9 protein-coding genes and 5 pseudogenes are annotated in these 12,769 nt (G+C 52.8%); 6 read left to right on the top strand and 8 right to left on the bottom strand.

What is annotated here, in order from left to right:
* Positions 1-109: 109 nt before the first annotated feature.
* Positions 110-214 (bottom strand): annotated as a pseudogene (locus ACOTX5_RS25190) (Arm DNA-binding domain-containing protein); the annotation flags it as partial.
* 329 nt (positions 215-543) lie between these two features.
* Here ACOTX5_RS25190 and sul2 point away from each other — a divergent pair.
* Genes sul2 through ACOTX5_RS25175 form a run of 3 tightly spaced genes read left to right on the top strand, consistent with a single transcriptional unit; the run spans position 544 to position 3,059 of the window.
* Positions 544-1,359: a sulfonamide-resistant dihydropteroate synthase Sul2 gene (gene sul2, locus ACOTX5_RS25185; protein ID WP_001043260.1), complete on the top strand. Its 816-nt coding sequence runs from the start codon at positions 544-546 to the stop codon at positions 1,357-1,359.
* 60 nt (positions 1,360-1,419) lie between these two features.
* A complete protein-coding gene (gene aph(3'')-Ib / locus ACOTX5_RS25180; RefSeq protein WP_001082320.1) occupies positions 1,420-2,223 on the top strand; it encodes an aminoglycoside O-phosphotransferase APH(3'')-Ib in 804 nt (267 codons plus the stop codon).
* The gene (locus ACOTX5_RS25175) at positions 2,223-3,059 is read left to right on the top strand and encodes an aminoglycoside O-phosphotransferase APH(6)-Id (protein WP_000480972.1); all 837 of its coding nucleotides are present in this window, start codon (positions 2,223-2,225) and stop codon (positions 3,057-3,059) included. Before aph(3'')-Ib ends, ACOTX5_RS25175 begins: the two co-directional genes overlap by 1 nt.
* A gap of 145 nt (positions 3,060-3,204) precedes the next feature.
* Here the strand turns inward: ACOTX5_RS25175 and ACOTX5_RS25170 are convergent.
* Together ACOTX5_RS25170 and ACOTX5_RS25165 are read right to left on the bottom strand one after the other, a co-directional pair.
* A pseudogene (locus ACOTX5_RS25170) lies at positions 3,205-3,834 on the bottom strand (ISKra4-like element ISKpn19 family transposase); the annotation flags it as partial.
* Between the two features lie 29 nt (positions 3,835-3,863).
* On the bottom strand, positions 3,864-4,469 hold the full coding sequence (locus ACOTX5_RS25165; RefSeq protein ID WP_000509966.1) for a recombinase family protein: 606 nt from the start codon (positions 4,467-4,469) through the stop codon (positions 3,864-3,866).
* Between the two features lie 94 nt (positions 4,470-4,563).
* Between ACOTX5_RS25165 and ACOTX5_RS25160 the strand changes: the two genes are divergently transcribed.
* On the top strand, positions 4,564-7,461 hold the full coding sequence (locus tag ACOTX5_RS25160; RefSeq protein WP_001553819.1) for a Tn3-like element Tn5403 family transposase: 2,898 nt from the start codon (positions 4,564-4,566) through the stop codon (positions 7,459-7,461).
* Between the two features lie 24 nt (positions 7,462-7,485).
* Here the strand turns inward: ACOTX5_RS25160 and ACOTX5_RS25155 are convergent.
* From ACOTX5_RS25155 to ACOTX5_RS25140, 4 genes and pseudogenes are all read right to left on the bottom strand, one after another.
* Positions 7,486-8,265 (bottom strand): annotated as a pseudogene (locus tag ACOTX5_RS25155) (ISKra4-like element ISKpn19 family transposase); the annotation flags it as partial.
* A gap of 36 nt (positions 8,266-8,301) precedes the next feature.
* Positions 8,302-8,874, bottom strand: coding sequence for a recombinase family protein (locus ACOTX5_RS25150; protein ID WP_001493762.1), 573 nt, complete (start codon positions 8,872-8,874; stop codon positions 8,302-8,304).
* A 136-nt stretch (positions 8,875-9,010) separates the two neighbouring features.
* Positions 9,011-9,601 (bottom strand): plasmid pRiA4b ORF-3 family protein, encoded by a 591-nt coding sequence (locus tag ACOTX5_RS25145; RefSeq protein WP_012477564.1) that lies wholly within the window; start codon positions 9,599-9,601, stop codon positions 9,011-9,013.
* A 90-nt stretch (positions 9,602-9,691) separates the two neighbouring features.
* Positions 9,692-9,874, bottom strand: a pseudogene (locus tag ACOTX5_RS25140) (DUF4158 domain-containing protein); the annotation flags it as partial.
* Positions 9,875-10,035: 161 nt separating this feature from the next.
* On the opposite strand from ACOTX5_RS25140, the gene ACOTX5_RS25135 reads away from it, so the two are divergent.
* Positions 10,036-10,650, top strand: a complete 615-nt coding sequence (locus tag ACOTX5_RS25135) for a recombinase family protein (protein ID WP_014839983.1) — start codon at positions 10,036-10,038, stop codon at positions 10,648-10,650.
* A 318-nt stretch (positions 10,651-10,968) separates the two neighbouring features.
* Here the strand turns inward: ACOTX5_RS25135 and ACOTX5_RS25130 are convergent, their stop codons facing one another.
* Complete coding sequence (locus ACOTX5_RS25130) at positions 10,969-11,625, bottom strand: quinolone resistance pentapeptide repeat protein QnrS1 (RefSeq protein WP_001516695.1); 657 nt, start codon at positions 11,623-11,625, stop codon at positions 10,969-10,971.
* Between the two features lie 394 nt (positions 11,626-12,019).
* Here ACOTX5_RS25130 and ACOTX5_RS25125 point away from each other — a divergent pair.
* Positions 12,020-12,651, top strand: a pseudogene (locus tag ACOTX5_RS25125) (transposase); the annotation flags it as partial.
* Positions 12,652-12,769 lie beyond the last annotated feature (118 nt).

The following is a 12,769-nucleotide window of genomic DNA, read 5'->3' as shown; positions in this document are numbered from 1 at the left end:
GCGCGGAACTCATCGAGGCGCGGGAATAAAATCCCATTCAGACGCCGGATAGATTCAAGCAAGCCAACTTGTCGTCAAAATCGGTGTTGCAAAAACGGGAGTGACCATAGATTCCGTTTTCTGAGGCGACCCCCACATAGAGACCTTCCCGGTCATTCACTTTGTAGAGTTTGTCCCTGGGCTTGAGATTGCGCAGCTTGGTATCGGTCAGCATGTACCTTGTCCTTCTTCGTCTCCGATACCCACTCTATTGTAAACAAGACATTTTTATCTTTTATATTCAATGGCTTATTTTCCTGCTAATTGGTAATACCATGAAAAATACCATGCTCAGAAAAGGCTTAACAATATTTTGAAAAATTGCCTACTGAGCGCTGCCGCACAGCTCCATAGGCCGCTTTCCTGGCTTTGCTTCCAGATGTATGCTATTCTGCTCCTGCAGCTAATGGAGCACCGCAAACAGGTTACTCGCCTGGGGATTCCCTTTCGACCCGAGCATCCGTATGAGACTCATGCTCGATTATTATTATTATAGAAGCCCCCATGAATAAATCGCTCATCATTTTCGGCATCGTCAACATAACCTCGGACAGTTTCTCCGATGGAGGCCGGTATCTGGCGCCAGACGCAGCCATTGCGCAGGCGCGTAAGCTGATGGCCGAGGGGGCAGATGTGATCGACCTCGGTCCGGCATCCAGCAATCCCGACGCCGCGCCTGTTTCGTCCGACACAGAAATCGCGCGTATCGCGCCGGTGCTGGACGCGCTCAAGGCAGATGGCATTCCCGTCTCGCTCGACAGTTATCAACCCGCGACGCAAGCCTATGCCTTGTCGCGTGGTGTGGCCTATCTCAATGATATTCGCGGTTTTCCAGACGCTGCGTTCTATCCGCAATTGGCGAAATCATCTGCCAAACTCGTCGTTATGCATTCGGTGCAAGACGGGCAGGCAGATCGGCGCGAGGCACCCGCTGGCGACATCATGGATCACATTGCGGCGTTCTTTGACGCGCGCATCGCGGCGCTGACGGGTGCCGGTATCAAACGCAACCGCCTTGTCCTTGATCCCGGCATGGGGTTTTTTCTGGGGGCTGCTCCCGAAACCTCGCTCTCGGTGCTGGCGCGGTTCGATGAATTGCGGCTGCGCTTCGATTTGCCGGTGCTTCTGTCTGTTTCGCGCAAATCCTTTCTGCGCGCGCTCACAGGCCGTGGTCCGGGGGATGTCGGGGCCGCGACACTCGCTGCAGAGCTTGCCGCCGCCGCAGGTGGAGCTGACTTCATCCGCACACACGAGCCGCGCCCCTTGCGCGACGGGCTGGCGGTATTGGCGGCGCTGAAAGAAACCGCAAGAATTCGTTAACTGCACATTCGGGATATTTCTCTATATTCGCGCTTCATCAGAAAACTGAAGGAACCTCCATTGAATCGAACTAATATTTTTTTTGGTAAATCGCATTCTGACTGGTTGCCTGTCAGAGGCGGAGAATCTGGTGATTTTGTTTTTCGACGTGGTGACGGGCATGCCTTCGCGAAAATCGCACCTGCTTCCCGCCGCGGTGAGCTCGCTGGAGAGCGTGACCGCCTCATTTGGCTCAAAGGTCGAGGTGTGGCTTGCCCCGAGGTCATCAACTGGCAGGAGGAACAGGAGGGTGCATGCTTGGTGATAACGGCAATTCCGGGAGTACCGGCGGCTGATCTGTCTGGAGCGGATTTGCTCAAAGCGTGGCCGTCAATGGGGCAGCAACTTGGCGCTGTTCACAGCCTATCGGTTGATCAATGTCCGTTTGAGCGCAGGCTGTCGCGAATGTTCGGACGCGCCGTTGATGTGGTGTCCCGCAATGCCGTCAATCCCGACTTCTTACCGGACGAGGACAAGAGTACGCCGCAGCTCGATCTTTTGGCTCGTGTCGAACGAGAGCTACCGGTGCGGCTCGACCAAGAGCGCACCGATATGGTTGTTTGCCATGGTGATCCCTGCATGCCGAACTTCATGGTGGACCCTAAAACTCTTCAATGCACGGGTCTGATCGACCTTGGGCGGCTCGGAACAGCAGATCGCTATGCCGATTTGGCACTCATGATTGCTAACGCCGAAGAGAACTGGGCAGCGCCAGATGAAGCAGAGCGCGCCTTCGCTGTCCTATTCAATGTATTGGGGATCGAAGCCCCCGACCGCGAACGCCTTGCCTTCTATCTGCGATTGGACCCTCTGACTTGGGGTTGATGTTCATGCCGCCTGTTTTTCCTGCTCATTGGCACGTTTCGCAACCTGTTCTCATTGCGGACACCTTTTCCAGCCTCGTTTGGAAAGTTTCATTGCCAGACGGGACTCCTGCAATCGTCAAGGGATTGAAACCTATAAAAGACATTGCTGATGAACTGCGCGGGGCCGACTATCTGGTATGGCGCAATGGGAGGGGAGCAGTCCGGTTGCTCGGTCGTGAGAACAATCTGATGTTGCTCGAATATGCCGGGGAGCGAATGCTCTCTCACATCGTTGCCGAGCACGGCGACTACCAGGCGACCGAAATTGCAGCGGAACTAATGGCGAAGCTGTATGCCGCATCTGAGGAACCCCTGCCTTCTGCCCTTCTCCCGATCCGGGATCGCTTTGCAGCTTTGTTTCAGCGGGCGCGCGATGATCAAAACGCAGGTTGTCAAACTGACTACGTCCACGCGGCGATTATAGCCGATCAAATGATGAGCAATGCCTCGGAACTGCGTGGGCTACATGGCGATCTGCATCATGAAAACATCATGTTCTCCAGTCGCGGCTGGCTGGTGATAGATCCCGTCGGTCTGGTCGGTGAAGTGGGCTTTGGCGCCGCCAATATGTTCTACGATCCGGCTGACAGAGACGACCTTTGTCTCGATCCTAGACGCATTGCACAGATGGCGGACGCATTCTCTCGTGCGCTGGACGTCGATCCGCGTCGCCTGCTCGACCAGGCGTACGCTTATGGGTGCCTTTCCGCAGCTTGGAACGCGGATGGAGAAGAGGAGCAACGCGATCTAGCTATCGCGGCCGCGATCAAGCAGGTGCGACAGACGTCATACTAGATATCAAGCGACTTCTCCTATCCCCTGGGAACACATCAATCTCACCGGAGAATATCGCTGGCCAAAGCCTTAGCGTAGGATTCCGCCCCTTCCCGCAAACGACCCCAAACAGGAGAGAGCATAAAAAATATTGGGGCAGCGTGAGCTATGCTGCCATCGCTGGTCCCTTCCCGTCACTTTGAAAACCCGGATACCAGCAGACAAATTTATCCTGCAGTTCGTTATTCAAAACGGCGGTCCGGGTCTGTAACAAATAATGAGCCCCTTTTCTGCTCCACTGCATCTGCTGCTTTTTGGCCATTCGTCTGGCGATCACTTCATTGATCGTGGATTCCACAAACGCGGTTGATACCGGCTCTCCGTACCGACGCATTTCGCCGTAGTTTGGGATCATCATCTTATTATTCCGGATGTAGGTATACATTTCATCCAGATGTTTTTGCAGGGATTTCAGGCTAGGATAGCTGAGTTCAGGGTCATCGCAATACATAACGCAATTATCAATATGTTCCAGCGCAGCGACAACATTGCCATGCCAGAGATATCGTTTAATGCTTTCCAGCAGTGCCAGAACTTTACTCCCCGCCTCTGGATCTGATACCAGCAGTCCCCGGGCATATTGCATGAGCACCGTCAGCCTCATGGTGATATGAAACCAGTCCAGCACATGCGTTGACTCAGGGTACATACCGAACTGGAGGTCCCTGAGATTATCCGCGCCGTCGGACAGAAAAAATATCTGCTGGTTGGCCTGCATTCCCTGCGCTGAAAGGGGTCGGTTCCGGCTGAGGGCGAAATGACACCCTAAGCGTTAGCTCTGTGTCGTTGCACGATGTCAGCGACGGTATTCTTGCTGATACCGAGCTCGCGTGCGATCCAGCGATAGCTGCGTCCCTCGGCCCTCATCGCAACCACCTTAGGCAAAAGTCGGTCTGATTTTGGTCGCACTCCGGCCTGACGACCAAGCCTCTTACCACGTGCCTTCGCAACAGCAAGGCCTGACTTGACCCGCTCGCTGATGAGATCCCGCTCAAACTCCGCAATGCCGGAAAGAAACGTCGCCAGCATTCGTCCATACGGCGACGAAAGATCGAACGCCATTCCATTCATGGCTATCACGGAAACCTTCCAGTTCTCCAGTTCACGTAGCGTATTGAGCAGATCGAGCGTCGAGCGCCCCCACCGGGAAAGCTCAGTGACCAGGATTGCATCAATTTGTCTGGACTGGGCAAGCGCCAGGACTTTCTTTCGCTCGGCCCGGTCGAGTTTAGTTCCTGAACCTGTTTCCTTAAATATTCCCACCACGTCGTAGCCGGCACGGCCGGCGAAGGCTCGCAGATCAAATTCCTGGCGTTCACAAGACTGATCCGCTGTTGAAACCCGGCAGTAAATGGCGGCACGATGTCCCAATTGAACCCTCCTGGATTTTTGTATCGGAACGCCCTGATTTATATGGGCTGGCTGTTGTCCAAAACAGACTATACTTCAAAAGGGACGAATTTGTATGTCACGACGCCATATTTTCACCGAACGGCAGCGAGCAGCGCTGTTCGATCTGCCCACGGACGAACTGTCGCTACTGAAGTTCTACACGCTGGGCGATGATGACCTGGAAAACATTAGGCAGCGCCGCAGACCGGAAAACAGGATTGGCTTTGCCCTGCAACTTTGTGCCTTACGATATCCGGGCCGTGCACTGGCTCCTGGTGAGATGATCCCGCGTGAAGTCCTTTCCTTCGTCGGTGCTCAGCTTGGAGTTCCGGCTGATGCGCTTCTCACTTATGCCACACGGCGCCAAACCCGTCAGCAGCACATGGACACGCTGCGCGAAATTTACGGCTACAAGACCTTCACGGGCCGTGGTGCCCGTGATCTGCGGGAGTGGACTTTCGGCCAGGCCGAAGATGCCAGATCAAACGAGGATCTTGCTCATCGTTTTATTGTGCGGTGTCGGGAAACTTCCACCATTCTGCCCGCAGTATCGACAATCGAGCGCTTGTGCGCGGATGCTCTGGTCGCCGCTGAGCGGCGGATTGAAACGCGGATTGCGGAAAATTTAACAGCGGATGTTCGCGATCACCTGGACAAACTTCTGAGTGAAATGCTCGCCGGCAATATCAGTCGTTTCATCTGGCTTCGCAACTTCGAGGTTGGTAACAACTCGGCTGCTGCTAACCGTTTGCTCGACAGGCTCGAATTTCTGCGTACCCTGAATATCAATCATAGTGCTTTGGCCAGCATACCTGCCCATCGCATTGCCCGGCTGCGTCGGCAGGGTGAACGCTACTTCACCGACGGTTTGCGTGACATCACTTCGGACCGCCGCTGGGCGATCCTTGCCGTCTGTGTTGTGGAGTGGGAAGCGGCGATTGCTGATGCCATAGTCGAAACCCATGACAGGATCGTAGGAAAAACCTGGCGGGAAGCGAAGCGCCAGCATGACGAAACAATTTCCGGCTCTAAAGCCACACTCACGGATACGATCCGTACCTTCACCGCGCTGGGAGCTTCGTTGCTTGAGGCCCGCAGTGACGGAACCCCGCTGGAGATGGCTGTCGCCAGTTCGGTTGCATGGGACCGGCTCGCTCAACTGGTAGCGACAGGGACTCAACTCAGCAACACGCTAGCCGATGAGCCTCTTGCATATGTCGGGCAGGGATACCATCGCTTTCGTCGTTATGCGCCCCGCATGTTGCGCTGTCTGAAGCTCGAAGCCGCGCCGGTCGCCGGACCATTGGTAGCAGCAGCTTTGTCGATCGGAGAGATGAAAGGTGTTGCATCGCCAGAAAGGCGTTTCCTGCGGCCCAGCTCCAAATGGAACCGTCATTTACGAGCTCAGGAAAAAGGAGATACCCGTCTTTGGGAAGTGGCGGTACTCTTTCACCTCCGGGATGCTTTTCGTTCCGGAGATGTCTGGCTCGCTCATTCGCGCCGCTATGGTGACCTCAAGCAGGTACTGGTGCCGATGATCGCGGCGCAGGAAAATGCAAAACTGGCCGTGCCTTCCAACCCACAGGATTGGCTGGCAGACAGAAAGGCGCGACTCACGATCGCTCTTAAGCGGCTGGCCCGGGCTGCCCGTAACGGCACTATTCCGCACGGTAGCATAGAAGATGGAACGTTGCGGATCGACAGGTTGACAGCAGACGTGCCGGATGGTGCCGAGGCACTCATACTGGATCTGTATCGCCGAATGCCGTCCGTTCGGATTACCGACATGCTGCTTGAAGTTGATGCAGCCCTTGGTTTCACAGATGCGTTTACCCATCTGAGAACCGGGGCTCCATGTCGCGACCGGATCGGTCTGCTCAACGTCCTGCTCGCTGAAGGGCTCAATCTGGGCCTGCGTAAGATGGCGGAAGCTACAAACACGCATGATTACTGGCAGCTCTCACGCCTTGCCCGCTGGCATGTTGAAAGCGAAGCCATGAACCAGGCATTGGCAATTGTGGTGGCCGCGCAGGGTAAACTGCCGATGTCACGCGTCTGGGGGATGGGCACGTCAGCATCGAGCGATGGTCAGTTTTTCCCGACAGCGCGGCATGGCGAAGCCATGAACATGGTCAATGCCAAATATGGTTCTGTTCCCGGCCTCAAAGCGTATACTCACGTAAGCGACCAGTTCGCGCCATTCGCTTGTCAGTCGATCCCGGCGACCGTGAGCGAGGCACCGTATATTCTCGATGGACTACTGATGAACGAGGTCGGTCGCCATGTTCGCGAACAGTATGCCGATACAGCAGGATTCACCGACCATTTGTTCGGAGCCAGTAGCCTGCTCGGCTACAATCTCGTTCTGCGAATCAGGGATCTGCCATCGAAGCGGTTGTACGTATTTAATCCCGATACGACCCCCAGGGAGTTACGCAAGTTGGTAGGTGGAAAAGCCCGGGAGGATCTTATCGTTGCGAACTGGCCTGATATTTTCCGTTGTGCCGCGACGATGACCGCTGGCAAAATCAGGCCCAGCCAACTCCTGCGCAAGCTCGCTTCTTACCCACGACAAAACAACCTTGCAGTTGCGCTTCGTGAAGTTGGTCGTATTGAACGGACCCTTTTCATTATTGAGTGGATCCTGGATACGGACATGCAGCGGCGTGCTCAGATCGGTCTTAACAAGGGAGAGGCCCACCATGCGCTCAAAAATGCGCTCCGTATCGGGAGGCAGGGGGAAATTCGCGATCGCACGACAGAGGGGCAGCACTACCGAATCGCTGGGCTCAATTTATTGACTGCGGTGATCATTTACTGGAATACCGTCCATCTTGGTCATGCCGTCACGGAGCGGCGGAACGAAGGGTTGGATGTTCCCCCTGAATTTCTTCCCCACATATCCCCATTGGGCTGGGCGCACATTCTACTGACTGGCGAATATCTTTGGCCCAAGGAACCGAAAGCTTAGGGTGTCATTTCGCCCTCAGCCGGAACCGACCCCTGAAAGGTGGGTCATGAGCCTGCGTTCCGGATGACAGTCATCCTTCTGAACAAAACCGAAGCGGCGGGTGTCAGCAGGCGCACCAACGGAAAAAGACTTCCCGGCAATAATTTCAAAATTACGCTTTTTGTCATCCCGATCGCGAACATAACCACCATCTATACCCACCACAAGCGGTTTTCCTGGCCTGGGCAGGTTCCCCCAGTCGCGGGGGCAGCCGGAAAGAAAACCTGAATGAGCTTCAGCCTCAGCGTCAAGACGCTGCGCCACCTGGCATAAATGATTCCTCACCGTTGAGGCATTCAGGCTGTGGCCCACCGGCAGAATATCTTTCAGCAGACGAGTCGTCATTTCATAGGAGATCATCGAGGCCCAGCGGGTTTCAATATATTTCAGTGCCGGGTGAGAATAATCGCCGGCCCAGTCGCTGAGCAAACTGACTGTCTTTGTATCACTCTCTTCACAACGGCACCGGTACACCCGAAGCCCGGATACCGGAATAACGCCAAACAGCGTCCGGTACCGTATTTTCTGTTTGCCTTTGATTCTGCGCGCAGCAAGGCAGTGAGGGCACCGGATATGGTGTTGAGTATATTCGTCTGCCTGCAGCTGGACCACCGACTGCTGGACCGTATTCAGCAACAGCTTGGATTCTGACACCGATAATCCGATGTCGTTCCGGGTCTCCCCTGATTTCTGGATTGTCATCAGTTCCTCCGTTCGACTGGAGCCTGATTCATCGGTGATGACTATCTGGAGCGTCAGTTGCATCATTGCCTCCTGCTGTGGTGGATGACTATCTCCCGGCTACTGGTTGTTCATCTGGTGACGAAGCTTATAATATGTGGAAACGCCAAGGCCCGCATGGTCGCAGGCGATCCTGAGCCTGACCCCTCTGCTTCTGAGTGCGTCAATTTCCTGGATCTTTTTGATATCGGCGCCGGGGCGCCCTGTTTTTTCACCCCGTGCTTTTTTCGCGGCGATGCCGTCGGCCTGCCTTTCCTTCAGTAAGGCTCGTTCAAACTGGCTGAATGCCGACATCATGTGCAGCTGCAGTTCCTGCATCGGATTGTTTGTGCCGGCGCTGAACGTCAGCTGCTCTTTCAGAAAAATAAGGGTAACGCCCTGGTCACGAAGCCGGGTGGTGACAGCGCACATATCCGACATATTCCGGCAAAGGCGATCGATGGAATGAACCAGAAGCGTATCACCAGGGCGTAATTGCCCCAGGAGTTCCTGTAACCCCGGGCGGTTTGTGTCCTTCGCGCTGGCATGCTCAACACAAATTTTATCAGGCTGAAAACCCGCCTTTGACAATGCCTCTTCCTGACGGGCCGTATTCTGATCGGCCGAGCTTACCCTGATGTAGGCATATTGCACGCAAAACCTCCGGAAGGTCTTTAAACATCATAGAGATTTAAAGAATAATCCATAAACACTGATTTAGGGAGGTTTATAGACATTTTTTCGGGGATCTGAGAGGCATGCTGAAAACGTATACCTTTATAGACATCAGTCAGCGACGACGGCCCAGCCAGATAACTTCAGGCTCCAGTACCGGAGATGCAAGGTCGAGCCTGCTCAGTTGCCGGTTGATTTTGTGGCGGTTGAACCTGACAGCATCCAGGTCGTCAGCAAAAGGGCGGATCTCGCCGACCGTTGTTTCATCATCCGCATTAACGATAGCTTCAAGAAACGCCAGGGTTTTATCGAACTCATCCGCAGCTGTGGCTCCGGGCATACCATGGCCGCTTATACAAAACGGCGCTTTCAGCGTAGAGTTTTCATAAATGGCCTCAACACGAATGTCATGAAGCCAGTGCTCAAAGAAATTGTATTCATAGGTAAAGCGATCGCCAGCATCAAAAGCAAAATCATCAATCACGACCCGGAACGGATTATCGACAAAACCGATGCCTCCTTCGTAGGAGATACCGTAATCTTTGCCATAAATGTGAAATTGATGGAGATGGTCGTCCCCCCAGCCCTGCACTATCTGGAAAATGAAGTGAAGCGCGGCCAGTGACGTGTCGGCAGCAATTCTCAGCCGACGCCAGACCATCGGACTGACTCCATGAACTGCTATTTTGATGACGTAGATCTTCATAGTCAGCAGGTATTGTTATGAAATGATGGTGGTTATTTTAACCCCTGTAGATGGCATCATTCGATGGCTGCCCCGAGGTTTTTCATGCTCTCCGATCTGGATGATGCAATAAATTTGAGCGTGAAGCCCCCGGCGACTGCAGGCCAGCGCCAGTTCATATTCATTCAGCGCCAGAAACTCCAGCCGCTGTGCATCATCGAAATCAGGTAGACCATAGAGCGCTTCCTGCTCGGCGTCCGAAAGAATACTGAGGAGCTTATTTTTAGTAGGCATCTCTGATCCTTATGCCTATTTAAACGCGCTTGTCACATTATCATTAACATAGAACCTTTACGTGTCATAATTTAAATTACGGGTAATGTGACTACCGTTGACAGATTATGGTACCCAAATCAGAATGTCACATAATCGAACGTATATGTGACAGAGGAAATATGTTCATCGGATATATTCGGATGTCAAAAGCGGATGGTTCGCAGACGAATGATTTACAACGTGATGCACTGATCGCCGCAGGTGTTGATGCCGCACATTTTTATGAGGACCGGGCATCGGGCAAACGAGAAGAGCGTCCTGGACTTACAGCCTGTCTGAAAGCACTACGACCCGGAGACACGCTGGTCGTATGGAAGCTGGACCGCCTCGGTCGTGATCTTCGTCATCTCATTAATACAGTGCACGACCTGACCGCGAGGGGGACCGGTCTGAAAGTGCTGACCGGTCACGGGGCGACTATCGACACAACAACGGCCGCTGGCAAGCTTGTCTTCGGTATCTTTGCCGCACTGGCGGAGTTTGAGCGCGAACTGATTGCTGAAAGAACGACTGCAGGTCTGGCATCAGCAAGAGCCCGTGGGCGGAACGGCGGCCGACCTTATAAAATGACGCCAGTCAAACTGCGACTGGCAATGGCATCAATGGGACAATCAGAAACAAAGGTCAGTACGCTATGCCAGGAACTTGGGATAACCCGGCAAACTTTGTACAGGCATATTTCCCCTGTTGGTCAACTGCGGGCGGACGGGATCAAGCTGTTCAACCGTGGATAATTTGAACGGACGGAAAAATCTGGGGTTCCGGCGTAGTACCCCTATCACCTCCACATTTTTGCAACAGTGCCTTATAAATGGCAGCCTTATGTTTACTTGCCAAGATGGGCTACCATATGATGTTTTATACTGAGCAATATTAATATTATCTTTAATGGAAAAATTAAGCCCACTAAGTGACCCACTGCTATATGGCTCTATTGTGAAGACGCCTGAGGGTAAAAATTTATACATGGTTGTCCCTATGTCTATTATTGCAAGGTTGACAATATTATTCGTTTTATAAATTTGAGCGTTTAAAATCACACATCAAAGCAATTAGTCAGGATAAACAACAATACCCAGTGCTTCGAGAATCAGTTCTTGCTGCCAGGCTGCAATTTTGATACCTGATGTATCGACTTTGCGGGGATCTAAACCGTCGAGTTCGGCGTGGCATAAATTGGCACCCTGTAGGCTAAATTGCCCCCAGACATCTTCGGAAAAAACACCTCGACTTAAGTCTGACTCTTTCAGTGATGCACCCGCTAGGTTCGTTCCTATCCAGCGATTTTCAAACAACTCACATTTTTCTAAACAAACCCTCTCCATATTGGCATAGGAAAGATTACATCCAGAAATAAATGCTGAGCAAAAGTACATACGATTACTCACTTGATGGGCAAAGTTTGTTCGGGAAAAGTTGGCACCTTTTAAATCACACGCACGGAACTCTATACCGTAGCAATTGGCATTACTGAAGTTTGCCATCGCAAGTTGGCATTGTTGGAAACTTGCATCACGAAGATCTGCGACATCAAAGTGGCAGCCTTCGATATCACCCTGTTCAATGAACTTGCAGTTGACGAATGTCGTATCACGCAAGTTAGCACGTCGAAAGTCGCTGCGAATGAATGTGCAAGCGGTGAAGGTGAGATCACTTAAGTCTTTATGTGAAAAGTTGTGGTGCCGATATGTATGATTGTAGGTTTCCATGAGTACTCCTTGTTGAAAGGAGGGCTAGACTACCATTATACATATGCCAAGACATTAAAATAAAAGCCTGTTACATCAACACATTACAACCCCTCAATTTACCTGTTTTAAGTGGTCAAATTGGCGCGTAGAGCGCCTATCGCTCTTGCATTGGCACGCGGCCCTGTTGAAAAAAGTTATTCGCTTTAGATAGGGTTAGGAGAGCCGTGCTTCGCCGGTAAAAAATCGGACTATCCGACGCAGGGCGGACTCATCGGCGGAGAAGCAAACTTTGACTATATCTCCCTACACTTGGAAGAGGGCTAGACTGGCCCCATAGATCACCAGACACTTCGACTCTCTTAAAATAAGAGGTAGTCTTGGAACTATGTTTAATACCAGTCAGAACGATAAGATGGTTGGAGTGTTATCAGGACCTGAGCGGCGTCGGCGTCGTACACCGCAGGAAAAAATTGCCATTATTCAGCAGACTATGGAGCCCGGTATGACCGTGTCTCATGTCGCGCGCCTGCATGGCATCAATGCAAACCAGATATTCAAATGGCGCAAGCAATATTAAGACGGTTCACTGACGGCTGTTGCATCGGGCGAGGAAGTGGTGCCGGCCTCCGAACTCGCTGCCGCCAATAAGCAAATTCGCGAACTCCAGCGCCTTCTGGGCAAAAAGACGATGGAAGCCGAGATACTCAAAGAGGCCGTGGAGTTCGGCCGGGCAAAAAAATGGATTGCGCATGCGCCCTCGTTGCCTGGGAACGACGAATAAGCGACGTTTGCAGAAGTCTTGGCGTGTCGCGTGCGCAGTTGAGCATTCGGGTTCACCGGCCATCTGACTGACAGGATCGCAGACGGCAGCCCCGTTCTGACGATACCACCGTATTGTCCCGGATAAACATGGCGGTGGCTGACCTGCCGACGTATGGTTATCGCCGTGTGTGGGCGCTGCTGCGACGGGAGTCGGAGCGGGACGGCCTGCCTGTGGTTAATGCAAAGCGGGTGTATCGCATTATGAGAACGCATAATCTGCTTCGGCACTGTTGCAAAGTTAGCGATGAGGCAGCCTTTTGTCTTATTCAAAGGCCTTACATTTCAAAAACTCTGCTTACCAGGCGCATTTCGCCCAGGGGATCACCATAATAAAATGCTG

The sequence above is a fragment of the Enterobacter cloacae complex sp. IR5441 genome, from assembly GCF_049238215.1.
GTDB lineage: Bacteria > Pseudomonadota > Gammaproteobacteria > Enterobacterales > Enterobacteriaceae > Enterobacter > Enterobacter hormaechei_C.
The sequence above is the reverse complement of the archived record's forward strand: the minus strand, read 5'-3'. Positions and strand labels throughout refer to the sequence as shown.